The organism is Rhodothermales bacterium (assembly GCA_017643395.1).
In the GTDB taxonomy this organism is placed as follows: Bacteria; Bacteroidota; Rhodothermia; order Rhodothermales; family UBA10348; genus JABDJZ01.
The window spans coordinates 211,693-235,570 of the sequence record JAEPNP010000006.1; the positions used below are offsets into that span (position 1 = coordinate 211,693).

General features: G+C 63.2%; 28 protein-coding genes. 8 read left to right on the top strand and 20 right to left on the bottom strand.

The window, feature by feature from the left end; genetic code table 11:
* Positions 1 to 6: 6 nt before the first annotated feature.
* Genes JJ896_17100 through JJ896_17110 form a run of 3 tightly spaced genes read right to left on the bottom strand, consistent with a single transcriptional unit; the run spans position 7 to position 3,734 of the window.
* Positions 7 to 1,098, bottom strand: coding sequence for an Mrp/NBP35 family ATP-binding protein (locus tag JJ896_17100; GenBank protein MBO6781378.1), 1,092 nt, complete (start codon positions 1,096 to 1,098; stop codon positions 7 to 9).
* Positions 1,099 to 1,146: 48 nt separating this feature from the next.
* A complete protein-coding gene (prmA, locus tag JJ896_17105) occupies positions 1,147 to 1,989 on the bottom strand; it encodes a 50S ribosomal protein L11 methyltransferase (protein MBO6781379.1) in 843 nt (280 codons plus the stop codon).
* Positions 1,986 to 3,734, bottom strand: coding sequence for a hypothetical protein (locus JJ896_17110; GenBank protein MBO6781380.1), 1,749 nt, complete (start codon positions 3,732 to 3,734; stop codon positions 1,986 to 1,988). Before JJ896_17110 ends, prmA begins: the two co-directional genes overlap by 4 nt.
* A gap of 290 nt (positions 3,735 to 4,024) precedes the next feature.
* On the opposite strand from JJ896_17110, the gene JJ896_17115 reads away from it, so the two are divergent.
* Genes JJ896_17115 through JJ896_17125 form a run of 3 tightly spaced genes read left to right on the top strand, consistent with a single transcriptional unit; the run spans position 4,025 to position 7,007 of the window.
* A complete protein-coding gene (locus JJ896_17115) occupies positions 4,025 to 6,175 on the top strand; it encodes a SpoIIE family protein phosphatase (protein MBO6781381.1) in 2,151 nt (716 codons plus the stop codon).
* A gap of 36 nt (positions 6,176 to 6,211) precedes the next feature.
* Entirely contained in the window at positions 6,212 to 6,574 is a 363-nt protein-coding gene (locus JJ896_17120; protein MBO6781382.1) for an STAS domain-containing protein, read from the top strand.
* Positions 6,575 to 6,587: 13 nt separating this feature from the next.
* Positions 6,588 to 7,007 (top strand): ATP-binding protein, encoded by a 420-nt coding sequence (locus tag JJ896_17125; protein MBO6781383.1) that lies wholly within the window; start codon positions 6,588 to 6,590, stop codon positions 7,005 to 7,007.
* 16 nt (positions 7,008 to 7,023) lie between these two features.
* On the opposite strand, the gene ubiE is transcribed toward JJ896_17125, so the two are convergent.
* The 3 genes from ubiE to JJ896_17140 form a co-directional block, all read right to left on the bottom strand.
* Positions 7,024 to 7,755 (bottom strand): bifunctional demethylmenaquinone methyltransferase/2-methoxy-6-polyprenyl-1,4-benzoquinol methylase UbiE, encoded by a 732-nt coding sequence (gene ubiE / locus JJ896_17130; GenBank protein ID MBO6781384.1) that lies wholly within the window; start codon positions 7,753 to 7,755, stop codon positions 7,024 to 7,026.
* Position 7,756: 1 nt separating this feature from the next.
* Complete coding sequence (pfkA, locus tag JJ896_17135) at positions 7,757 to 8,740, bottom strand: 6-phosphofructokinase (protein MBO6781385.1); 984 nt, start codon at positions 8,738 to 8,740, stop codon at positions 7,757 to 7,759.
* 80 nt (positions 8,741 to 8,820) lie between these two features.
* A complete protein-coding gene (locus JJ896_17140) occupies positions 8,821 to 9,429 on the bottom strand; it encodes a leucyl/phenylalanyl-tRNA--protein transferase (protein ID MBO6781386.1) in 609 nt (202 codons plus the stop codon).
* 58 nt (positions 9,430 to 9,487) lie between these two features.
* On the opposite strand from JJ896_17140, the gene JJ896_17145 reads away from it, so the two are divergent.
* The 5 genes from JJ896_17145 to JJ896_17165 are packed head-to-tail and all read left to right on the top strand — an operon-like array spanning position 9,488 to position 13,302.
* Entirely contained in the window at positions 9,488 to 9,994 is a 507-nt protein-coding gene (locus JJ896_17145; protein ID MBO6781387.1) for an acetyl-CoA carboxylase biotin carboxyl carrier protein subunit, read from the top strand.
* Entirely contained in the window at positions 9,994 to 10,968 is a 975-nt protein-coding gene (locus JJ896_17150) for an SDR family oxidoreductase (protein MBO6781388.1), read from the top strand. The genes JJ896_17145 and JJ896_17150 overlap by 1 nt, the downstream gene beginning before the upstream one ends.
* Positions 10,965 to 11,765, top strand: coding sequence for a zinc ABC transporter substrate-binding protein (locus JJ896_17155; protein MBO6781389.1), 801 nt, complete (start codon positions 10,965 to 10,967; stop codon positions 11,763 to 11,765). Before JJ896_17150 ends, JJ896_17155 begins: the two co-directional genes overlap by 4 nt.
* Positions 11,762 to 12,508, top strand: coding sequence for a metal ABC transporter ATP-binding protein (locus JJ896_17160; protein ID MBO6781390.1), 747 nt, complete (start codon positions 11,762 to 11,764; stop codon positions 12,506 to 12,508). Before JJ896_17155 ends, JJ896_17160 begins: the two co-directional genes overlap by 4 nt.
* Positions 12,505 to 13,302 carry a metal ABC transporter permease gene (locus JJ896_17165; GenBank protein ID MBO6781391.1) on the top strand — a complete coding sequence of 266 codons (798 nt, stop codon included), beginning with the start codon at positions 12,505 to 12,507 and terminating at the stop codon, positions 13,300 to 13,302. The genes JJ896_17160 and JJ896_17165 overlap by 4 nt, the downstream gene beginning before the upstream one ends.
* Here JJ896_17165 and def read toward each other — a convergent pair whose 3' ends face one another.
* The 14 genes from def to rpmD all read right to left on the bottom strand — a co-directional run bounded on the left by def (position 13,303) and on the right by rpmD (position 23,876).
* Positions 13,303 to 13,872 carry a peptide deformylase gene (gene def / locus JJ896_17170; GenBank protein ID MBO6781392.1) on the bottom strand — a complete coding sequence of 190 codons (570 nt, stop codon included), beginning with the start codon at positions 13,870 to 13,872 and terminating at the stop codon, positions 13,303 to 13,305. It lies immediately after the preceding gene.
* Positions 13,873 to 13,922: 50 nt separating this feature from the next.
* Positions 13,923 to 14,357 carry a Holliday junction resolvase RuvX gene (gene ruvX / locus JJ896_17175; protein MBO6781393.1) on the bottom strand — a complete coding sequence of 145 codons (435 nt, stop codon included), beginning with the start codon at positions 14,355 to 14,357 and terminating at the stop codon, positions 13,923 to 13,925.
* A 7-nt stretch (positions 14,358 to 14,364) separates the two neighbouring features.
* A complete protein-coding gene (locus tag JJ896_17180; GenBank protein MBO6781394.1) occupies positions 14,365 to 14,754 on the bottom strand; it encodes an integration host factor subunit beta in 390 nt (129 codons plus the stop codon).
* A gap of 277 nt (positions 14,755 to 15,031) precedes the next feature.
* Positions 15,032 to 17,284, bottom strand: a complete 2,253-nt coding sequence (locus tag JJ896_17185; protein MBO6781395.1) for a bifunctional (p)ppGpp synthetase/guanosine-3',5'-bis(diphosphate) 3'-pyrophosphohydrolase — start codon at positions 17,282 to 17,284, stop codon at positions 15,032 to 15,034.
* A gap of 126 nt (positions 17,285 to 17,410) precedes the next feature.
* Complete coding sequence (rplQ, locus tag JJ896_17190; protein MBO6781396.1) at positions 17,411 to 18,109, bottom strand: 50S ribosomal protein L17; 699 nt, start codon at positions 18,107 to 18,109, stop codon at positions 17,411 to 17,413.
* Positions 18,110 to 18,152: 43 nt separating this feature from the next.
* Entirely contained in the window at positions 18,153 to 19,136 is a 984-nt protein-coding gene (locus JJ896_17195) for a DNA-directed RNA polymerase subunit alpha (GenBank protein ID MBO6781397.1), read from the bottom strand.
* Between the two features lie 72 nt (positions 19,137 to 19,208).
* Positions 19,209 to 19,811, bottom strand: coding sequence for a 30S ribosomal protein S4 (gene rpsD, locus JJ896_17200; GenBank protein ID MBO6781398.1), 603 nt, complete (start codon positions 19,809 to 19,811; stop codon positions 19,209 to 19,211).
* A 91-nt stretch (positions 19,812 to 19,902) separates the two neighbouring features.
* Positions 19,903 to 20,301, bottom strand: coding sequence for a 30S ribosomal protein S11 (gene rpsK / locus JJ896_17205; protein MBO6781399.1), 399 nt, complete (start codon positions 20,299 to 20,301; stop codon positions 19,903 to 19,905).
* 59 nt (positions 20,302 to 20,360) lie between these two features.
* A complete protein-coding gene (rpsM, locus tag JJ896_17210) occupies positions 20,361 to 20,741 on the bottom strand; it encodes a 30S ribosomal protein S13 (GenBank protein MBO6781400.1) in 381 nt (126 codons plus the stop codon).
* A 3-nt stretch (positions 20,742 to 20,744) separates the two neighbouring features.
* Positions 20,745 to 20,861, bottom strand: a complete 117-nt coding sequence (gene rpmJ, locus JJ896_17215; GenBank protein MBO6781401.1) for a 50S ribosomal protein L36 — start codon at positions 20,859 to 20,861, stop codon at positions 20,745 to 20,747.
* A 31-nt stretch (positions 20,862 to 20,892) separates the two neighbouring features.
* Positions 20,893 to 21,741: a type I methionyl aminopeptidase gene (gene map / locus JJ896_17220; protein ID MBO6781402.1), complete on the bottom strand. Its 849-nt coding sequence runs from the start codon at positions 21,739 to 21,741 to the stop codon at positions 20,893 to 20,895.
* A gap of 5 nt (positions 21,742 to 21,746) precedes the next feature.
* Positions 21,747 to 23,072, bottom strand: coding sequence for a preprotein translocase subunit SecY (gene secY, locus JJ896_17225; protein MBO6781403.1), 1,326 nt, complete (start codon positions 23,070 to 23,072; stop codon positions 21,747 to 21,749).
* Positions 23,073 to 23,107: 35 nt separating this feature from the next.
* Positions 23,108 to 23,569, bottom strand: a complete 462-nt coding sequence (gene rplO / locus JJ896_17230) for a 50S ribosomal protein L15 (GenBank protein ID MBO6781404.1) — start codon at positions 23,567 to 23,569, stop codon at positions 23,108 to 23,110.
* A 127-nt stretch (positions 23,570 to 23,696) separates the two neighbouring features.
* Entirely contained in the window at positions 23,697 to 23,876 is a 180-nt protein-coding gene (gene rpmD, locus JJ896_17235; protein MBO6781405.1) for a 50S ribosomal protein L30, read from the bottom strand.
* Between the last annotated feature and the right edge of the window lie 2 nt (positions 23,877 to 23,878).

Sequence of the window (23,878 nt, forward strand, 5' to 3'; positions counted from 1 at the left end):
AAAGATCTACTTGTAGAGTATTTCAATCTTTTTGGACGCAGGGAGCGTGGCAGCCCGTCGAAACACCGAACGGGCCGTGTTGCGAGCCAGAGCATCAAACTGAGCCGCGATGGGCCCATCCCCTGCAGCGGCCGGTTCCCCGGAATCGCAGGCCTCCCGGAGGGGCTGCTGAAGGGGAATCTGACCCAGAAGAGGCACGCCCTCCTCTTGCGCCAATTCCGCCGCGCCATTCTCGCCGAACAGGAAGTAGCGCTTGCCGGGCGCATCCGGCGGCTCGAACCATGCCATGTTTTCGACCATGCCGACAACGGGAACGTCGACCTGTCTGAACATGGCTACCCCCTTGCGCGCGTCTGCCAGGGCCACTTTCTGTGGGGTCGACACGATCACGGCCCCAGCCAGAGGCACGGTCTGCACGATGGTGAGCTGGATGTCCCCTGTGCCCGGCGGGAGGTCCATGAGCAGGAAATCAAGATCCCCCCACTCGGCTTCCCCGAGAAACTGCCGGATCGCACTGGAGACCATGGGGCCTCTCCAGATCACGGCCTTGTCCGGATCGACCAGAAATCCCATCGACAGCACCTTGATGCCGCGGGTTTCGATCGGCAGGATGCGCCGCTGCTCGTTCACTCGTGGTTTGGCCGTCTCCAGGCCCAGCATCACGGGCATCGAGGGGCCGTAGATGTCGGTGTCGACCAGTCCCACCCGATAGCCCTGGCGAGCCAGAGCCACGGCCAGATTGACGGTCACGGTGCTCTTGCCCACGCCCCCTTTCCCGGAGGCCACTGCCAGCGTGTGGCGAACACCGGGAAGCAGCTCCTTCTTTCCGTCCACCTGCAGGTCATCCCCGAATCCGATGACCGGGTTGTCGACGGCAACGCCAATCTGCACTCCGTCAGCCAGCGCCGCGCGAAGTGCGTGTTCTACCTCCCGCTGAGCGGTGGCCGCGAACGCGCTGCCCGGATCGTCCAGGACCAGCGTGAGCGAAACGCTCGCATCGTCGACATCCAGGTCTCGCACCATGCCCCGCCGGAGCACGTGTTCTCCGGAGTCCGGTTCGATTACGGTTTCCAGGGCATCCAGTACCCGGTCAAGCATGGGGTCGGCCTGTTTCTTCTCAAGGGCCGGGTGTTACGGGGGCCGGACCTAAGGTTCCACGGGCTTCTCCGCGCGAATCGTTATCCATTCATCCTCAACATCCACGTCAATAACCCTGAGCCCGGCCGCGGAAACGGCGCTCTCCATCATCGCTCGGTCCGTGCGCAGCACACCGGACAGGAGCAGCCGCCCCCCAGCGGCGAGTCTGGCTGTGAAGCCGGGGAGCATCTCTTGCAGGGCACGGCGATTGATGTTGGCCAGGACGGCATCAAACGGGCCTGGCCCCGCAGCGGGCAACCCGCCGATGCGCACTTCCACGCCGGTGGTCTGGTTGCGCTCCAGGTTCTCGCGAGCGTTCTCTTCACTCCAGGGATCGATGTCAAACCCGATCACCTGACGGGCTCCCAGCATGCGCGCAGCGATGGCAAGCACGCCCGTCCCGGTCCCTGCATCCAGCACCGAATCGCCCGACCGCACCACATGCGGCATGCCGCGCAGCATGAGTCGTGTGGTCGCGTGGTGTGCCGTTCCGAAGCTCATCTTCGGCTCGATGCAAATGGCCCTGAGTCCAGGCTCCGGTGGGTGCCAGGGCGGGTGCACGCAGAACGGGCCGGCGGAGACGGGGGTGATACCGCGCTCCCACCGCTCGTTCCAGTTTCGCGGAGCCTGACGGGAGACTGAAACCAGGCGATGACCCGTCGGCGCGACCAATCTCCTCAGCTCATCGGTAGCATCGGGCGGTAGCTCCAGTTCGTCGCCGTAGGCGAGCACGCCCTCCGTGGTTTCCTCAAATGCACCAAAGCCGAACTCGCTGAGCTCCGCGATCAGCCATTCGGCTGTGTCGGCGGGACCCTCGAATCGACACAACAGGGTCCCTGCCTTGTCCGTCATCTATCGAGATTGTAGACCCGAATCCCCCAGGCCTCCGGATTGCGGGGTGCGCCCCCGCCAAAATCACCGTAGGAGTGGGAAAAGTCGGTCTTGAAGCCTATCACATAACTGCCCGGGTCCAATTCCAGAATCCCGTCGTAGATCCGGTTGATGTCGTTTCCTCCGGCCGGACGCGTATTGCGCCGGGTCATCTCCCAGACGGTCGCACCCTCGGATGATTCAATCCAGCCGTAGTCGTAGCGGCCGCCATCCGAGAGTTCGCCCAGGCCTATGATGCGGACTCGGGTCTTCTTCTCGAACGAAAAGGCACCGGTGCGCTGTTGCTCGTTTCCCAATCGAGTCGCGTTGAACAGGATCTGACTCTCGTCCGGCGGAGCGCCCATGGTCTCGCCGGGATCGTCCGACACGGCAACTACCGGGGCTTCCCGCGAACCGGATGAGATCACCTGCACCCGGTCTCCGTCAGCCGCCTCCAGCGGGAATACGGACACGCCCCATCGCTCGGGGAAGGCCGGCTCTCGTCGTCTCCAGTCTCCAAATGCATGTGAGCCATCCGTCACATAGCGCAGCGTGTAGGTGCCGGACTCCAGATCCAGAAAAGCCGTCTCGACCCGGTTCGTGCGGTCGCCACCGGCCGACTCACTGTTGTCGACGGTCTGCTCCCAGACCCGGTCTACTCCTTCAGCCTCAAGCCAGGCATAGTCATACACCGTATCACCGGAACCCACCTCGCCCGTAGACACCACAACGAGCCGGACCGGCTCCGAGACCTCCAGGACAGCCTCCAGATCGGCGTCGTTCCCGACCTCACGGAACGAGACGATGGGCTCCGGGCCCGTCCATGGATCAAATTCCCGGACCTGCTCGGGGTTGCCCCACAGGCGCATGCCCCAAGCGATCGGATCAAAGGGTGGGTTTGCCCTCCATCCACGTGCCGCGTGCGAGCCGTCTGTCGTGAACACGGCCTCGTAGATGCCAGGCTGCAGTGCCACCGGGCCGTCAAACTTTCTGTTGCGAAGCAAACCCCCGGCTTCGGAGGTGTTCTCCCGGGTCATCTGCCACACAGGCTCGTCTTCGCCGAGCGGGGTGATGGTGGCCGTGTCGCAGTCACGCACGCACAGCTCGGCGACCGCATAAATCCTCACCTCCGTGGGCTCTTCAACGCGCAGGCGGGTCGAGACTGTCTTGCGATTTCCCACGGCACCGGTGCTCCAGACCGCATCGTCGTCCCAGGCATCCAACTCCAGTCGAACCACCTGCCCGGCTCCGTTCGTCGGGGTGATGACCATCTGCCAGAATTTCTGGTCGTTGGTCCAGTGTGCCTTCAGCCCCAGAGCCCCGCGACCGCTCCTGGAGCGCTCCGTGGCCCCAAAGCTGGTGAAGTAGGCCTCGTAGGTCCCCGGCTCCATCCACACCGAATCCGAAGTCGTGACACGCGTGCGCTCCCGCAGACCATCGGAGAGATCCTGGGTCCAGACAACCTCGCGCGAGTCACGGCGGAGGATCCAACCATAGGCTGCCGGCACCTGACCGTCCTCGTCCTCAACCGAGCCGACGGCATGGATCGCCACCGTGGAGCCCGTTTCGAGTTCGAAGGTCCTTACCACCACCTCCCCCTCGTCCAGATCGGAAATGGTCACAAGGCCGGGGGGGGTACCCGGACCTCGAGTGAATCGCCAGAAAACCAGGACGGCTATAGCCGCCAGAGCAAGGAGCTGGAGGCGTACGACGCGTTTACGCTTCATAGGTGGAGGTCGGGAGTCCGCTGCTCTACGGAGGGTGCGCACGGAAGTTACCCCGCTGCGGCGCGAGGGGCGAATCTCGCTTAACTTGGCCTCCGGACACGGTCACAACGCCTCCAGGAGGCCCCTCGGTCACTGGGGGTTTCGAGCCTTCTCTGGCCCTCGATCCGTGTAACAAAGCCCCCGGAGGGGCGGTACACTGCCAACCTCCCAGGCCGCCCGCACTCCACCTGATGCAGCTACCCATACCCCGGCGAAAGAAAACCGCTCCTACCCGGACGCGGTCGCTGCTGATGGGCCTGCTGTTTACAGGGGCCACCGCGCTGGCACTGGTCTACCACATCCTTGCCTGGAGTGGTCAGCCCCCGTCCCAGGCGCTGGCGCTGGGCTACGACGTCGTGATCATGATTGGCTACGGCGGGCTTTGGGCGCTCCTGGCCGAGTCCTTCGCGAGACGCAGACCCGCACCCGCCAAGTCGTTCTGGTCCACGGCCCTGGCGGCCAGTGTCGTCATCGTGGTCTCGCATCTGGTGCTGCTGATTGCGCGCCCCCCCGCCTCGGTGGATCCGAGTCTGGCCCTTGGGTTCGATTTCGAGACCGGTGCCCCGCTTTCGCTGGCCACGGTGTTCAAGATGAACATCATCGGGCTGCTCTACGGGACATTCGCTGTGATACTGATGCTGCGCATCAAGGACCTCGTGCTGGTCAAACGTACCCGGTCCTCGCAGCGGAACTGGTACCTCATGGTCGGCGCCATGGTGGTGACCGCGCTCTCGGTGATCGGGATCCGGGCAGGCGAGCCGCTGGGCGACCTCCAGACCATCTCCATGATCGTGGCCGTCGTCTTCATGGTGGTCTGCTCGTTCCGGCTGTCCTGGATTGTGTTTCTCAGTTTTCGGGAGAAGATGGTGGCCATCGGTCTCTCGCTGCTCCTGCTCCTTGTGTTGGTGTTGGGCATCGGCATCATGGGTGACCCGATCCTGACGGAATCCACCTTGCCGGGCAGTCACACGTATGTGCAGAGCTTCAGCTATCCGCTGGCCATGTTCAGCAGCCTGGCGGCCATCTTCGGCATCCTCTACTGCACGACCACGGTGCTTTCGCTGCTCTTCCATCTGCCGACCACCGGCGAATTTGAGGCTCGGGCAGGCGAGCGTGCAGCCATGCAGAGTCTGACCACCATTGTGGGGCAGGTGCTTGACTCAGATCGGTTGCACGCGGCGATCGCGGCGTCGCCGGTGGAGGCGGGCATTGCGAGTTCGGCATGGCTGGCCATTGCCGATCCCGAGTCGGGCACGCTCACGCCGAGAGTGGTTGCCGCCTCTCGGGTCGGCCCGGAGGAAGTCGGCCAGCTGGTTGACCTCCACGGCCTGTTTGAGGAGGCCACCAGCGGGATGAATCCCATCGTACTGGAGCAGGCGGTCAGGGATCACCGCGTGCGGGCGAAAGCGGCAAGCAGTATTTCCAGCATGGTCGTCGCCCCTCTGATCGGCCGGGACCGTTTTCTGGGCGCGCTCTTCGCCTGCAAGGAGGTGGTCCGCGGTTTCGAACGGGACGAGGTGGATACCATCGCCATCCTGGCCGCCCAGGCCAGCCTGGCCATCGAAAATGCCAATCTGTTCGAACAGCAGGTCGAAAAGGAGCGCCTGAAACGAGAGCTCGCCATCGCCCGGGAAGTGCAGCAGCGACTGCTTCCGCAGACCGTGCCCAGCATTGCCGGTCTTTCCGTGGCCGCGTCGAGCGTGCCCGCCCAGGAGGTCGGCGGCGACTACTACGACTTTGTGCACCTCTCGGAAGACCGGCTGGGGATCATCATTGCGGATGTCTCGGGCAAGGGCACTTCGGCCGCCTTCTACATGGCCGAAATGCAAGGCATCTTCCAGTCCGTATCCCGGCTGGCGCCGACCCCGGCGGACTTTCTGGAGCATGCGAACACGGCACTCTCCCAGTCGCTGGATCGCAACGTGTTCGTATCCGTGATCTACGGCCTTGTGGACACCCGCAAGCAGGAGTTTGTGCTGGCCCGCGCCGGGCACTGCCCCGCGGCGGCAGTCGGTATTGACGGCAAAGCCCGCTTTCTCCGCTCGCAGGGAATCGGCCTGGGGCTGGACCGGGGGAGTCTGTTCCGACAGGCGCTGACCGAGACCCGCATCGCACTGCAACCAGGCGATGTGTACGTGCTCTACACCGACGGGGTCGTGGAATCGCGGGCTCCCGACGGTAGCGAATATGGCTATGACCGGCTCCTGGAAGTCCTTTCAGACGTGCGCCAGGAGTCCGCAGAAGGCATTCACACGGCGCTGATCACCGACCTGAACACCTTTATCACCGAGAACGGCGAATACGGAGACGACATGACACTCATGGTCCTCAAGTGGCACGGCCTGGCGGCCCTGCCCGAGGCCGCTGAGCTGGACATGGCGGGAGCCGTGCAGCACGCGTAGTTTGCGCCGGCCACTCCAGAACACCAATCCGTCAGCATGAGCAGTTTTTCAGTAGGCTTCCGATCAGTCGGCCGGGTCCAGGTCCTCGACCTGAAGGGCGAGCTGGACGCGCATACCGCAGCCGAACTGGAAGCCGCCATTCAGAAGTGTCAGGAGGATGACTGTGTGCAGATCCTCGTGAACGGCGCAAACCTGAACTACATCTCGAGCGCGGGCCTGGGCGTTTTCATGGCGTACATCGAAGAGATCCGCGAGCGTGGGGGCGATATCAAGATCGCCGCGCTGCAGCCCAAGGTGTACAACGTCTTCGACTTGCTGGGCTTCCCGATGCTGTTCGACATCGTCGAGTCCGAGAACGATGCCGTCGGCAAGTTCGATACGCCGCCCGCCAGCGCCTGAGGTCCTCAGCACCGTGACCAAACGCATCCACAAATTGACCATCCCGAGCTCGACGCGCTACCTGGAGGACGTGCGTCAGTTCGTGGAGGTCCATGCCGCGGATGCCAAATTCCCCGAGGACACGGTGGAGCAGCTCAAGATGGCCGTGGACGAGGCATGCGCCAACGTCATAAAGCACGCCTACAAGGGGGAGGCTGAACACCCCATCGACATCGCCGTCATCGTGCAACCGGATCGCTTCACCGTGCGGATTCGGGACGAGGGCGAGAGCTTTGATCCGAGCAACTACACGGAGCCCGATCTGATGAAGTTCGCGCGCGCGCGTCGGGCCGGCGGCCTGGGTGTGCACATCATGCGCCGCCTGATGGATCAGGTCGAGTACAAGAAGCGCGGGCGGAAGAACGAGTGCTGCCTGACCAAGTACCGCTCCTGAACTGGTCCAGGCGGTCTCAGGTCGCGAAGCCTGTGTACATGGAGGCGATGCCGAACGTCATGCGTCGCTGCGCGACATCCCGGTATCCGGCATTTCGCATGCGCGCCAGGAAGTCTTCCCCATCCGGAAACACGGCGATCGAGTCCGGCAGATAGCGGTACGCCCCGGAATCACCGCTCAGCCACCCGCCCACGCGCGGCAAAATGTGTTTGCTGTACAGGCCGTAGGCCTGCTTGATCGGAAATGCAGTCGGATGACTGAATTCCAGGACCACCAGCTTGCCACCAGGTTTGAGCACGCGAGCCATGTCCCGGAGACCGGCATCGAGGTCCTCGAAATTGCGAACGCCGAACGCGACCATGGCCGCGTCGAACTCGTCTGATTCAAACGGCAGATTCTCGGCATCGCCGTAGCGTAGCGTCACCCGGCCTTTCAGGTCGGGTGAGTTGAGCTTCTCCCTACCGTAGACCAGCATTTCCTCGGCGATGTCCACTCCGGTCACCTGAGGGACCCCGGCCCGGACGCACTCGATGGCCAGGTCTCCGGTTCCGGTGGCCACGTCCAGCACACGACTCGGAGCTACGTCCTTGACCGCCTGCACGACACGCTTGCGCCACCCGCGATCGATGCCCATGCTCAGCACCCGATTCAGGAGGTCGTACCGGGGCGCGATGGTGTCGAACATCGCCGCCACATCGCTCTTCTTGCCCGCCGCTGCGGCCGGTGAAGGATAGTTCTCGGTACTCATGTCAACGCAGCTGCTCGGTCAGCTTGAGCAATTCGTAATTGATGGCCTTGCTGCGGCCCCAGACGTTCTTGGAAGGCGTCAACCGGATGTCCCCGTTGATTACGCCCACCATCACGTTGTAGTGACCTTCCATCAGCGAGTCGACGGCAGCGGCACCCAGGCGGCTTGCCAGGACCCGATCCCGGGCCGTCGGTGAGCCACCCCGCTGGGTATGTCCCAGAATGCAGACCTTGAGGTCGATGTGGTCGAAGCCCGCATCTGCCCGCAATGCCTGCGCAATGCTGTTTGCACCGCCGAGCTCATCGCCTTCCGCCACGACCACGATTGAGGAGCGGCTGGAGCTGCTCATCTGGGACCGGATCTGGCGCTTGACCTCATCGAGATCGGACAGCATCTCCGGGATCAGTACCAACTCGGCTCCGCCTCCAATCCCGCAATTCAGCGCAATAAAGCCGGCGTCCCTGCCCATGACCTCGACCAGGAAGAGACGGTCATGTGCGTCGGCCGTATCACGGATCTTGTCGATGTTCTCCAGGGCGGTATTCAGCGCCGTGTCATAGCCGATGGTCTCGTCGGTGCCGAACAGGTCATTGTCGATCGTACCCGGACAGCCGACCAGCGGGAACCCGTGTTCGTCATAGAATACGGACGCCCCCTGCAGACTCCCGTCGCCTCCGATGGCGATCAGACCCTCCACCCCGGCCTTCTTCAGGTTCTCGGCGGCCTTTGCTCGCCCCTCTGCCGTGCGAAACGCCTGGGACCGGGCGCTCTTCAGGATGGTGCCACCTTTCTGCACGATGTTGGAGACCGACTTCCCGTCCATCTCCACCATGTCGTCCTCTATCATGCCCTGGTAGCCGCGCCGGATGCCGACGACTTCCAGGTCATACGACAGCGCGGTGCGCACGACCGCTCGCACGCAGGCATTCATCCCGGGTGCATCGCCACCGGAAGTAAAGACTCCAAGACGGGTGATATCGCTCATGGTCATGTAGGTGCGGCGACTTAGATGCGGGTTGGACGCGGTGGATCTGCCAAAGGCGTTGAAGATCAGTAGAAACGGGTCTAGCCGAGCAGTTGCGCCACAAGCGGATCCGCGTCGGCCCCCAAACGAAGCGCGCGGTTCAGCAACTCCTCGTACTGCGTGTCCTCGACTTCATAGGCACCGAACTGGCGGAGGTGGTCCGTCATAAACTGCGCATCCAGGAGCAGAAATGAACGCTCACGCAGCCAGTTGACCAGCTCGACGAGGGCCACCTTCGACGCATCGCGATGCCGATGAAACATGGACTCAGCGAAGAATGCCCTCCCGAGCATCATCCCGTAGATGCCACCGACCAGTCGACCCTCCCGGTAGACCGACATGCAGTAGGCCCGGCCCAGGCCGTGCAGTTCCAGGAAAACCTGAATGATCTCCTCAGAGAGCCAGGTGCCCTCCTCCCGGTCCGCACAAGCGCGGACCACGGCTTCGAACTCGGCATTGAAGCGTGACTCGAAGCGGCCCGACCGGAGCGTGCGCTGTAGGCGCCGCGGCACGTGGAGCCCGACAATGGGAATGACCGTGCGGAGCTTCGGCCGGTACCAATAGACGGCACCATCCTCCTCGGAGTCCGCCATCGGGAAGTATCCCGAGGCATACGCCCGCACCATCAGTTCGGGGGTCAACACCGTCACGGAATCCTGATCATCGCAGCACGCGGAGCAGAGTATATTGCGGCCCGAATCAGACCGCGTGGCCCTGGAAACCTACCATATCGACGTCGAAGGCGACACCCACACGCTCGACGCAGACGGCAAACGCGTCGTGAGGGACAACGTGCCCCTCCCGCTGACCGTGACGCCCGTGGGACCGGACCGCTTCGCAGTGCTGCTGGACGGATCCTCTGTCGTGGTAACGATTGAGGAACGGCTTCCCGACGGCCTCATCGTACGCACTCCCGCCGGGAGACGAGAGATCCGCTGGAAGGACCGTCGCGCCCTGCTTCTGGAGTCGATGGGCTTTGAGAATTCGCAGGGTGCCGCCGAGCGCGAGGTCCGGGCTCCCATGCCCGGCCTGGTACTCAAGGTGCTGGTTGAACCTGGAACAGAGGTGTCTGCCGGAGACGGCCTGGTGGTTCTTGAGGCCATGAAAATGGAAAATGAGCTTCGCGCTGCTTCGGCGGGCACCGTTGAGTCCGTCTCCGTGGTGCCCGGAGATGCCGTCGGCAAGGACGCGTTGCTGATCAGACTGGCCTCCTGATGCGTGTGACCCTTGTGACCGGCGGCTCGGGCTTCGTCGGGACCTGGCTGGTGCGAGCCCTGCTTGATGCTGGCGATGAGGTCCGCGTGCTGGCGCGCAACCCCGCCAGACTTGACCGCCTGCCGGTGGAGCGCCTGCAAGTGATCGAAGGGGACGTGACGGACCCGGAACCTGTGCAGCAGGCCGTTCGCGGGTGCGCTCGCGTGTATCATTGTGCGGCCTTCGTCGGATTCGGGGGCGCCAGGGAGCACGCCCCGATGATGCGGGTCAACGTAGGCGGCACGCGGACGGTGGTCGACGCGTGTCTCGAGGAAGGCGTCGAACGTCTGGTGCATACCTCGTCGATTGCCGCGCTGGGCCGACCCGAACGGTCCCAGGGCTGTTATGACGAGACGACGGACTGGGTGGAGTCCTCACTCAACACCCACTACGCGCTGTCCAAACACCTCGCCGAACTCGAAATCCATCGGGGTGTAGCGGAGGGACTCGACGCCGTCATGGTGAACCCATCCCTGGTGATGGGGCCGGGGCGCCCCGGAGAGAACACCATGCGGATTGCGGGCAACCTGAAGCGCGGTAAAGTGCCCGGCATTCCTTCCGGGGCCACGAATGTGGTCGATGTGCGGGACGTCGCAGCCGGACACATCGCTGCCATGGACCGAGGCCGAACAGGGGAACGCTACATCCTGGCCTCGGAGAACCTGACCTGGCAGGTCATTCTGTCGACTCTGGCCGACGAACTCGGCGTGCAGCCTCCCAAACGATCCATTTCGCTTCGCAAGGCCCTGGTCGCCGGAGCGGTTTCAGAGGTGTGGGCGCGAATTTCCGGACGACCCGCGCTCCTGACACGGGAGGCCGCCCGCGTGACCGGACACCGAACCTGTTATGAAAACGCCAAGGCGGTAGCGGAGCTGGGCGTTCAATTCAGGCCGTTCCTGGAGACGGCCCGTGACATGGCGGCGGCTGTTCGATGAAAGCTGTGCTCCTTGTTCTGGCTGTCGGCTTGACGGCTTGCACGTCGCCGCCGTCCCGGACCGGGGCGCCGGTGGCCACGATGCACCCTGTCTCTCTCCTGCTGGGCGACCTCACTGGAGCGCCTGTCGCCTCCATCTTGCCGGCAGGCGTGTCCCCGCACGCGTACGATCCGCTTCCGTCCGCGGCACGGCTTGCCGCTCAGTCGTCCCTGGTGGTTGGCGTGACGCCGGAAGTCGATGGCTGGATCGAAGACCTGTCTCCTGGGCCCGTTGCGTGGTTGTTGACCCCGGAAATGGACCCTCATGCGTGGCTGGATCCCCTGGCCGTCGCTGGGCGATTGCCTGCGCTCGCAGAGACCATGTGCGGACAGACGCCCCTGGGCTGTGATCAGCTCCGGGAGCGGGCTCGCATGCAGTCAGAAGCACTCGCACAAACCGCTGCCGACATGCAGCGTCTGCGGGGTCAGACCGTCGTCGTGGCCTCCACGTTCCTGTCTGCTTACCTGGCGCGAGCCGGCGTGGTCACCCGGTTTGTCATCGCCCCGGTCGAAGGTGTGGAGCCCTCCCCTGCCGCGGTGCGCGCCGCCATCGACCACGCACGGGAAACCGGCATCGTGGTAGGTCAGACCGGCTTCCCGGAGCTCGCCGCGCGCCGAGTCGCCGAGGCTGCCGGCGTTCCCTTTGTTGCCGTCGATCCCGTAGGCCGTCCGGAAACGGCACCCACCTACGATGCGCTGATTCGAGCAATCACCAGCGGGATCGCTCAGGCGGTCCGGACCGAGAACGCCACACCGTGAGCATCACCCTCGCAGCAGAGAACCTGCACGTGCGCCTGGGCGAACGGGATGTACTGAGTCACGTCTCGTTCCTGGCCGAGGGCGGCGACCTCGTTGCGGTCCTGGGACCCAACGGCTCTGGCAAATCGACGCTGGTCCGCACGCTGATCGGACTTACGCCGCCCACCGCCGGCCAACTGCTGGTCCTGGGACACGTGCCGTCTTTGGTGCCTGCGGGCTCCGTCGGATATGTGCCCCAGATCAAGACACTCGACCGCACTTTTCCGGCCCGCGCGGTGGAACTCGTCGCCAGCGCCCGCAGCCGCGCCTGGCCGGGGCGGCTGGACCGCGAACTCAGGACGTGGTCGGAAAGGGCGCTGGGCCGGGTCGGTGCCGCCCATCTGTCGGACCGTCAGGTCAACCAGCTCTCCGGCGGTGAACTGCAGCGTGTGTATCTGGCACGAGCGATGGCCAGGGAAGTCGAAGTGCTGCTTCTGGACGAACCGGAAGCCGGCGTTGATGCGGCCGGCACGGCAGACCTGTACGCGCTGCTTGACGACTTTCGGGAGCAGACCGGAGGCACGGTTGTGCTGGTAACGCACGACTGGGATGCCGCCGTGCACCACGCCAGCAAGGTCCTCCTGTTGAAGGGGCGCCAGATCGCCTTCGGCACGCCGGCCGACGCACTCAGCGAACCCAATGTCCGCGCCGCGTTCGGTCATGTCGGGCACGCCCACGGCGTGCAAACCGCCGGGGTTCGATGATCGAGGCCCTTTCCTACCCCTTTCTCCAGCGTGCAGTGCTGGCTTCGGTGCTCGTAGGCGCCATGGCCAGCTACTTCGGCGTGTTCGTGGTCCAGCGTCGAATGAGCTTCCTCGGAGCAGGACTGGCCCATGCCGCTTTTGGCGGCGTGGCCCTTGGACTGCTCCTGGGTGCAGAACCACTGGTGGTTGCCCTGCCCTTTACCATTGTCGTCGCCATCGGCATCAACGTCGTCAGGAGACGGACCCGCCTTGCCGGCGATACTGCCGTCGGCGTTTTCTTTGCGGTGGCGGTCGCCCTTGGCCTCATTTTCCTGGCCCTGCGGCGCAGCGTCAATGTCGATGCGTTTGCCTATTTGTTCGGCTCCGTGCTGGCCGTTTCGACAATTGATCTGTTGGTCGGCGGAGCGATGACCATCATGACGGCCCTCACCATCCCCCGCCTCTGGGGTCGCTGGGCCTACGCCAGTTTCGACCGCGATGCCGCTAATGCCGACCGCCTACCTGTCGAACGCGACGACTATATCCTGTTCGTTTTCCTTGCAATAACGGTTGTAGTATCCGTCAAGATGGTCGGCATCATTCTCATGGCGGCCTTCCTCGTCATCCCGGCAGCGACCGCACGACTCGCAGCCGCACGCTTCTCGACGATGACGGTGATCTCAGTCACCGTGGGGGTGCTCTCCTCGCTGGCCGGACTGGCGCTGGCTTACGTGGCGGACCTGCCCAGCGGAGCGACCATCGTGCTTGTTCAGGCTGCTCTCTTCGCTGGCGCGGCCATCATCTGGCGCACCTGATCAGGCCGGATCGACTGCGAGCGGATATTCCGCCTCGACATTCCCGGCTGCCATGTCTTTGAGGCGTCGCTTCAACAGGCGCCTGCGAAACGGCGAGATGCGATCGATAAAGAGCACGCCTTCCAGGTGGTCAAACTCATGCTGGATGACGCGTGCCAGCATGTCGTCCACCTGGATATCCTGCTTCTCGAGATTGCGGTCCCGGTAGTGCACCCGTATCGCTTCCGGCCGCGCCACGTACTCACGGAGGTCCGGGATAGACAGACAGCCCTCTTCGTACTCGCACTCATCGTCGGACTCCTCGACGATGACCGGATTGATGAAAACCATGGGCTGCTCCGGCCACGTCAGCGTGGCAGGGTCCTCCTCGTCAATCAGCGGGCCGAGATCCACCACGAACAGGCGTTCCGTCCGGCCTACCTGGGGCGCTGCCAGGCCGATTCCGGCCGCACCGTGCATCGTCTCGATCATGTCGTCGATGAGCGTCTGCAGGCCCTCGGAATTCTCCGTCACCTCCCTCGTCTGCTCTCGCAGAATCGGGTCGCCGTACGTATGAATGGGCAGAATCATGCGTCTCGCTTGAGAGGCACCGTGTACGTCGGCCTGACGAAACGTTCCCTCTAGTTGCGGTCCAGATACTCCTGCAGGATGATGCCCGCGGCTATGGTATCGACCGGAACGCCCGATCGGCTCGTGCGCAACCGGTCACGAGCCTCTTCGCTGGTATAGCGCTCATCGAGCCGAACGATGTGCACGCCGGGGACGGCCTTCCGGATGCGCCGGACATAGGTGTTCACCATGCGGGTGGCCGGACCCTCTGAACCTTTCTCGGTGAGCGGCCACCCCACAACCACGGTCTCAACACCGTCCGACTCATGGATGAGACGGATGCGTTCCAGAGCGGTGTTGGGATCAAACGTGCCGACAGGCTGGGCAAACATGCGCAGCGGATCGGCCTTCGCGACTCCCACTCGCTTGTTGCCGACGTCCACGCCGAGAACCCTGGCCGCCGGACCGGAGCCGGCCGGGGCGTTCCTCGCACTCGAGCTGTTCAACGCCGCCCTAGTACGCCGCGTCCTCCAGCAGCACTTCTCCCAGCTCATCGGCGCTACCCTGCGGCACCTCGTAGTTGAGGTCCAGCAGCGGCTGCTGCAGCACAGCCTTCAGCTTCTTGCTGGGCTTGAAGTGAGTCTTGCGGCGGCTTGGGATGAAGACGGTCTCATTGGTCTTCGGATTGCGCGCCTTGGGCTTCGCCTTGGTCTTCTTCACTTCGAAGACCCCGAAATCGCGTAGTTCGATGCGGACCTCCGGGTCGGCCTCCATCATCAACCCCCCCAGCGCGTCTACCACCGCACTTACCCACGGCTCGCACTTGTAGATGGGACTGTCCACCAGTTCGGACACGCGCCGTGCGACGTCCTTCTTGGTCAGTGTACGCGGTCTCGCGCTCATTCGCTCTTGGGGTAAAGCATTGATTTTCCTGAGGCCTAGAAGAAACGATTGCCGTCGACGCTTGTCAACCGGATCTGCCCGACGCTCCATGAAGCCGCGTAGAAGCCGGGGTTTTCCCCGGGAGATGCTCAGGAGCCCGGCGGCCGGCCGGCTCGGCGCCTGCGGGGCGCGAAGCCGGGGGACTCAGCAACGAAGAGACGCCGCGCCGACGGGACCCGGCGCGAGGGGGCGCCGAAGCGACGGGACCCGGCGCAAAGGGGCGCCGCAGCTAAGCGACTCAGCGCCCGTCCTCGATCTGCTCCTCGAACCGGTACACCCCGTGGATGCCCTCGATCTTCTTGATCCGGTCGATGAGGCGCCTGAGGTGCGCAAGGTCCGAGACAAACATGACGATCGTGCCCTCGAACACCCCGTCGACCGTCTCCACGGATATGGATCGGATGTTGGTCTTGAGGTTCTTGGAGATGACGGTCGTGATGTCCGACACAATGCCAACCCGGTCCTCACCCATGATGCGCAGGGCCGTCACAAAGCTGACGTCCTTCTGACGGCTCCATTGCACCGGCACCACGCGGTCCGGTTGGTTGATCAGCAGATTCGGCGCATTGCGGCAGTTCACCCGGTGGATCTTGATGGCTCCGGTTCGGGAGATGTAACCGAACACATCGTCGCCGGGGATCGGGTTGCAGCACGACGCATAGTCCGTGGCGATGTCGTTGTGCAACTCTCCATCGATGAGAAGGGCCGGCGAACCGCTGGACTGGGCGGTTTCCAGGAACGTCTCAAACTCGTCAGGGCGTTCCGGTGCAACATCCGCCCCATCGCCTTCCGCGTTGCGCAGACCGCGGACCAGGGAGAGCAGGTCCTTGACGTCGAAGAGGCCGGTCCCGATCTCGTAGAAAAGCTGGGCCTGGTTGGGGAAGCGCAGCTTGGTGGCCCAGATGGACAGTTCGTGCTCCGTGAACTCGATCCCGGCCCTCTTGGCTCGTTTTGCCCAGGTCTCCCTGCCGTGCTCGATGGCCTTGCGCCGCTTCTCGTTGATCCAGTGGCGAATCCGGCTGCGCGCCTTCTGGGTGACGACGAACTTGATCCAGTCCGGATTGGGGGTTTGCTTCTTGGAGGTTATGACCTCGACCTGGTCTCCGCTGTGCAGCTTGTGGGATAGCGGCACCATCTTGCCGTTGACCTTCGCACCGATGCAATGGAATCCGACTTCGGTGTGCACCTGAAAGGCAAAGTCCACCGGTGACGCCCCGACGGGCAGCGTCAGGAGGTCGCCTCGAGGAGTGAAGACGTAGATCTCCTCGTCATAGAGATTGAGGCGAAAGTCCTGAACGAACTCCGTGGCCTGCTCCGGCTTCGGCCCCTCCAGCAGCTCGCGCACCCAGGTGAGGAAGTCCTCCATCTCGGCATCCGAGCGGGCCACCCCCTCCTTGTACTTCCAGTGGGCTGCCACACCCTTCTCTGCCACCTCGTGCATCTCGCGGGTGCGGATCTGAATCTCAACCCGGCGGCCTTCGGGCCCGAGCACCGTAGTGTGCAGGCTCTGATAACCGTTGGACTTCGGCACCGAAACGAAGTCCCTGAATCGCTCCGGCAGCGGCTTGTAGAGATCCGTCAGAATGGAATAGACCAGCCAGCAATCCTCCCTGCCCTGTTTGCCGCTCGACTCCAGCACGATGCGGATGGCAAAGATGTCATAGATCTCGCTCAGCGGCTTGTTCTGCCGCTTCATCTTGCGGTAGATCGAATAAAAGTTCTTCGACCGACCGTAGATGGTGAACTTGAATCCATCCTGCTCCAGCCGCTCGGTGACCGGACCAATGAAGCGCTCGATGTAGCCCTCTCTGTCCTTGCGAGAGTCCCGAAGCCCCTTCTCGATGAGCGAGAACATGTCGGGATTGAGCACCTTGAGAGACAGGTCCTCGAGTTCACTCTTCAGCGCATTGAACCCGAAGCGATGTGCAAGCGGCGCAAAGAGCTCATGGGTCTCTGTCGCAATCTTGAACTGCTTGTGCCGGGAGAGCGAACCCAGGGTGCGCATGTTGTGCAGGCGATCGGCAAACTTGACCAGGATTACCCGGATATCGGAGGCCATCGACAGCATGAGCTTGCGCACATTCTCCGCCTGCCCGACGGCCCGGCTTTCGAACGCGCCGCCAATCTTCGTCAGACCGTCGATGATCTCGGCCATCGTATCCCCGAACGTCGCCCGAATAAACTCCAGCGACACTTCGGTGTCCTCCACTACGTCGTGCAGAAGCGCTGCGGCGACGGTGATGTCGTCGAGACCAATCTGATCGACACAGATCTGGGCGACCGCCAGGGGATGGACGATGTACGGCTCACCGGTGGCCCGGCGATCGTTGCGATGGGCCCAGTGCGCAACGTGGAAGGCACGACGGATCATGTCTTCATCCACAGCGGGCAGCGTGCGCCGGCAGGACTCGATCAGGTTGTCGACAGCCTCCCGGAACTCCGGCTCGACCTCGATCTCCGTGCCCTTCAGAATCGATGAAGACAGTGCCATGCCGAATGGTACGCGTCCGATGGGGCCGGTTCCTGTGGGCCCGGGCTAAACCGGCCTCTGGCTATACAAAAAAACGGGGTGCCCCCAATCTGGGAGCACCCCGCTTCAATTCTGACCGAGCGCGGATCAGCCTTGCTTCGCTTCCTCGTCGGAGTCGTCGTCGCCCGAGAGTTTCTCCTTGGCGTCGTCGACCAGGTCCTCGACCTTGTCGGCTACGGCCTCGGCGGCGTCTTCGACCTTGTCGACGACGGCTTCCGCAGCGTCCTCGATCTTGTCCATCGCGTCCTCGGCCACATCAGCTGCCTTCTCCGCGAGATCCTCGGCGGAATCCGCGACCGACTCGGCAGCGTCCTTCACCGTCTCCACGGCGGCGGATGCGGCGGCGGCCACTTTTGAACGGCCCCCACCCGAGCGTCCACGACGCGTGCGGCGCTTCCGTCCGGTAGAACGGCCGGAATCACCGGTCTCGTTGTAATCAACGAATTCGATGATGGCCATCTGGGCACTGTCCCCGGCACGCTGCCCGAGCTTCACCACACGGGTGTAGCCTCCGGGCCTGTCACCGACCTTGTCGGCGATACCCGAGAACAGCTCCGTCACGGCGTGCTTGTCCTGCAGGTAGCGAAAGACCTGACGACGGTTGTGGGTGTTGTCGGTCCGGGACCGGCTGATCAGCGGCTCCACGTAGGAACGCAGGGCCTTGGCTTTGGCCAGCGTGGTCGTGATGCGCTTGTGCTTGATGAGCGCCGTCGACAGCGCGGCCATGGTGGCCTTGCGGTGCGAGCTGGTGCGCCCCAGCTTGGCGATCTTGTTCTGGTGTCTCATGACGTAAACCTTGCTGGAAGACCGGCGCGGCCTCCCGTGCTAGCTAGTTTTTGACCGACTCGAGGTACTTGTCGACATCGAGTCCGAAGTGCAGGTTGCGCTCTTCCAGGACCTGCATCAGTTCCTGGAGCGATTTGCGGCCGAAGTTGCGGAACTTCAGCATCTCGGACTCCTCGCGACGCACCAGATCACCGATGGTCTTGATGTTGGCGGCCTTGAGGCAGTTGTGGGCACGGACCGAGAGGTCGAGTTCGTCTACGGATTGGCTCAGCAGCTCGCGAACGCGGGCCACTTCGGCATCCACTTCTTTCTCCTGCTCGGTCGGCTGCGGCTCGCTGTCCATCTTGATGAACATGTTGACGTGGTCACGCAGAATCTGCGCGGCCCGCGCCAGGGCATCTTCAGGCTGGACGGAACCGTCGGTGGTGACCTCGAGGCTCAGGCGCTCGTAGTCTATCTTCTCGCCCACACGCGTCTGCGTGATGTTGTAGCGAACGTTCTGGATCGGCGTGAAGATGGCATCGACCGCAACGACACCAATCGGGTCGTCGGCGCGCTTGTTCTCGTCGGCCGGCACGTATCCGCGACCAACGCCGATGCGCAGCTCCACGGACAGGTTGGCGTCCTCGGACAGCGTCGCGATGTGGTGCTCGGGATTCAGGATCTCGAACTCGCTCGTGGCCTCACCAATGTCGGCTGCCGTCCACGTGCCGGGGCCCTTCACCATCAGGTGCACGGCACCGTCGGTCGGCTCCTCGGCCTTGAAGCGCACGCCCTTCAGGTTGAGGATGATGTCGGCAACGTCTTCGGTGACCCCGGGGATCATCGAGAACTCGTGCTGCACACCGTCCACGCGAAGCGCGGTGATTGCGATTCCCTCCAGGGAGGAAAGAAGGACCCGGCGCAGGGCATTACCGATGGTTACCCCGTAACCGCGCTCCAGCGGCTGGATCACAAACCGGCCGTAGGTATCTGTTGCTTCCTCTACCTCGACGCCCTCAGGCATCTGGATTGAGTAATTGCTCATGTCAGCTTATTGAATGCTTTCAGGCGAAATCGGCAGTTGGCGGGCCGATTCCGCACGAAACCGTGATCAGACCTACTTCGAGTACAGCTCGACGATGAGCTGCTCTTTGATGTTCTCCGGGATATCCTCGCGGTTGGGATAGTCCAGGAACTTGCCGGTCAACGCGTTGCGGTCCACTTCCAGCCAGGGGAAGCTGCGCCGGGTGGACTTCACCGAGTCCTGAACCACAATCAGGTTGCGGCTCTTGGGACGCAGCGATACCAGATCGCCTGAACGAAGCTGGGCCGACGGAATGTTGAGGACCTGGCCGTTGACCGTCACGTGCCCGTGCGTGACGAGCTGGCGGGCCTGACGGCGGGTGCGGGCAAAGCCCAGACGAAACACCGTGTTGTCGAGACGGGCCTCCAGGAAACGGAGGAGGTTCTCGCCAGTGACGCCTTTCTTGCGGGCTGCCTTCTCAAACAGGCGGCGGAATTGGCGCTCGAGCAGTCCGTAGGTGTATTTGGCTTTCTGCTTCTCCTTCAGCTGGATTGCGTACTCGCTCTCTTTCGGACGACGGCCGCGGCCATGCTGGCCGGGCGGGTTTGGCTTGCGCTCCAGCGCCTTGCTGGGGCCGAAGATCGGCTCCTTGAAGCGCCGGGCGATCTTCTGCTTTGGGCCTCTGTATCGGGCCATAGTGTGTTGTCTCTCTCGTTTGTGGGTTTACAAACGTACGGGGCCTCCTGCCGCACGAGCAGCGGCCTCCGCAACCGGGCTTCTGCCCGCGTCAGACTCTGCGACGCTTGGGCGGCCGGCAGCCGTTGTGTGGGATCGGTGTCACGTCTCGGATGGTGGCAATCTCCAGTCCGACCGAGGAAAGTGCGCGGATGGCCGACTCGCGACCGGAACCGGGACCCTTCACGTAGACCTCTACGCGCCGGAGACCCAGATCGTAGGCTTCCTTTCCTGCGGCACTGGCAGCCACCTGGGCAGCATAGGGCGTGTTCTTGCGGCTTCCCTTGAAGCCCATTTTGCCCGAGCTGGCCCACGAGATCGTGTTGCCGTATTGGTCGGTGACCGTAACCAGTACGTTGTTGAACGTGGCGCGGATGTGCGCCTGACCGTTCGACTCGACGACTACGTTCTTCTTCCGAACACGGCCACCGCCCCGCTGTCTCTTCGCCATGTGCTGTTGTTGGCTTTGTTACGAAAATGCCCGAGGGCATTCCCTGGCTTGGTGGTTGATTACTTGCGCGGTGCCGCCTTCTTGCCGGCAACCGTCTTCTTGCGACCCTTGCGGGTGCGCGCGTTGGTCTGGGTACGCTGTCCGCGGACCGGAAGGCCCTTGCGGTGGCGAAGACCACGGTAGCAGCCGATGTCCATCAGCCGCTTGATGCTCAGTTGAACCTCGGTGCGCAACTGACCCTCGACGACGTATTCGTCCTCCATGATGCGACGCACATTGCGCACGTCGTCATCGGTCCAGGTGCCCGGCTGCGAGTTGGGGTCCAGGCCGGCCTTCTCGCAGATCTCGATGGCTCGCGAGCGTCCGACTCCGAAAATGCTGGTCAGCGCGATCTCAGCGCGTTTTTGGGTTGGTACGTCAACCCCGGAAATACGTGGCATGTCCTAACCCTGACGCTGCTTGTGCTTGGGGTTCTTCTTGTTGATGATGTATACGCGTCCCTTCCGACGGACGATCTTGTCGTCGGAGCTTCTCTTCTTGACGCTGGCGCGGACCTTCATGGCGTTGCCGAAAAAGTTGGTGCAGAACGTGTTATACCGAGTGAACCTCGTTGGGTTCTCCCGCTTGAGGTGACGCCGAAGGCGCCGCGTAAGGAGGCGTGTCGAGCACGGCCTCAATGTGTTCGAACGTGGTAAGCACGTCGGGTCCTCCCCGGCGAACAGCCACCATGTGTTCGTAGTGGGCCGACGGTTTGCCGTCCGCCGCACGAACCGTCCATCCGTCGCGATCCGTGGTAACCCGGTCCGTGCCGAGGTTGACCATGGGCTCGATGCAGATGGTCAGACCATGCTTGAGCTTCCGCCCACTGCCCTGTCGCCCGAAGTTGGGCACCGAGGGCTCTTCATGCAGGCTGCGACCGATACCGTGCCCGACCAGGTCGCGCACGACGCCGAAGCCCGCCGCCTCACAGCGCGCCTGTACCGCATGGCCGATGTCGCCCAGGCGCCCGCCTACGCGAGCCGCTGTGATGGCGTCCATCAGACTCTGGTAGGTCACACGGCAGAGCTCCGCATTCTCTTCGGAGAGGGTGCCCACCGCGAAGGTGTATGCCGAGTCGCCATAGAAGCCGTTCAGCACGACGCCGCAGTCCACCGAGACCATATCGCCATCCTGCAGCGGCTCGTCATTCGGAATGCCGTGCACCACCTCGTCATTGACGCTGGTGCAGAGTGTGGCCGGAAAGACGTTGCGTCCAACACGATAACCCTTGAAGGCCGGCTCTGCGCCATGGCTGCGTACAAACGCCTCCGCCACGGCATCGAGCTGCTTCGTGGTCACGCCCACCTCGATGTGACGCGCGACCTCAGCCAGCGTGCGTCCGACCAGATCGGCGGACACCCGAAGGCCTTCGATTTCGCTATCGCTCTTGAGGTGTACCATTCGAATCAGATGCCGCCGCCGCGGCGACCGCGGATCTTGCCGCTCTTCATGAAGCCGTCGTAATGGCGCATGAGCAGATGGCTCTCCACCTGCTGGAGCGTGTCCAGCGTCACGCCGACGAGGATGAGCAGACTGGTTCCTCCAAAGAACTGCGCGAAGCCCGCGGTAACGCCCGCCTGCATGGCAAATGCGGGCAGAATCGCCACAAAGCCCAGGAAAATGGAGCCCGGCAGCGTGATGCGGGTCAGGATGTTGTCGATGAACTCGCTGGTCTGCTTGCCGGGGCGAATGCCCGGGATGAAGCCACCCTGACGCTTCATCGTGTCCGCCATCTCCTTCGGGTTCACGGCGATGGCCGTGTAGAAGTAGGTGAAGAACACACAGATGACGAAGAACACGGACGAGTAGCCCCAGCCGGAGATGTCACTGAAGAACAGACCGAACTGCTGCATCGCCGGACTGTCCGGGAAGAAGCTGGCCACGGTGGCCGGCACGAACATGATCGACTGCGCAAAGATGATGGGCATCACACCGGCGGCGTTGACACGGAGCGGCAGATACTGCGTGCTGCCCCCGTAGACCTTGCGACCCACCACGCGCTTGGCATACTGCACCGGAATGCGGCGCATGCCCTGCGTCACCAGAACCACGCCTGCAGTCACCAGCGCGAACACGCCAAGCTCCAGCAGGAAGATGAAGAAGTTGCCGGAGAGCTCGTACTCGTTGTACAGGCTCTGTGGCAGGAAGGCGATGATGCCGATCATGATGATCAGCGAGATGCCGTTCCCGATGCCGTTCTCGGTGATGCGCTCACCAAGCCACATGACGAATACCGTGCCCGAGGTCAGCACAATCACCGTGGAGATCGTAAAGAACGTCTCGCCGATTACGATGGCAGATCCTGTGGCGCCGTACTGCAGCTGGATGGCAAAGCCGATCGACTGAAGCGCCGTGATAGCGATCGTTCCGTAGCGCGTGAGCTGCGTGATCTTGCGACGTCCTTCCTCGCCTTCCCGCTGGAGCTTCTGGAAGTACGGGACCACGGCCCCCATGAGCTGGATGATGATCGATGCCGTGATGTACGGCATGATGCCGAGCGCAAAGATGCCCGCTGCACTGAAGGCACCTCCCACGAAGAGGTCCAGCAAGCCGAACAGATTATTCGGATCACTCTGCGCGTTGATGGCGGAAAGCGCCTGGGCGTCGACACCGGGAAGCGTCACATAGGCGCCCAGCCGATACACCATGAGCAGACCCATGGTGTAGAGGATGCGCGTGCGCAGCTCGTCGATCTTCCAGATGTTGCGGAGACTTTCGGTAAGTCCGGCCATGAGGATGTAGGGGTTGGGAGGTTAGCCGAGAATGGTCAGGCGATTTCGGTGGCGCTGCCACCGGCCTTCTCGATCTTGGCCTTGGCCGATGCGCTGAACTTGTGGGCAGACACGTTGATGCCGGCCTCCAGCTCACCGCCGCCGAGAATCTTGACGAGGTCGTTCTTGCCGACCACACCGAGCTCCACCAGCGTCGCCGGAGTCACGTCCTGGGAAGCCTCCAGTTTGCCTGCGGCAATCAGATCCTGCAGCCGGGAGACATTGACCCCCCGGTATTCGACGCGGAAACGATTCTTGAAGCCGCCCTTCGGCACACGACGCTGAAGCGGCATCTGACCGCCCTCAAACCAGGCGGGGATGCTGGCACCGGCCCGGGCCTTCTGGCCCTTGTTGCCTTTGGTGGACGAGTGGCCACCGTAGCCGGAGCCCACTCCGCGCGCGATGCGCTTCTTTGATTTCGTCGAGCCCTCTGCGGGCTTCAGATTGCTGAGATCCATGTCAGATTTGGCTGTGCGCCCGGCTCGTGCCGAACTCGCGGTTGCTATGTCGCCCGGCCGGGACCGGACTCGCGTGAGGCAGGCATGGCGGCTGCCATGCGGTGGTGCGGCCGAGCCGCACCGGGTCTTACGCCTCCTCGACCCGGATCAGGTGCTTGACCTGATCCACCATGCCGCGGATCTGCGGCGAGTCCTCATGCTGCACCGTCTGGTGGAGCTTGCGAAGTCCCAGCGCAGCCATTGTGCGCTTCTGACCCTGCGTGCGCCCGATGGTGCTGCGGACCTGCGTGATCGTCAGTTTTGCCATAG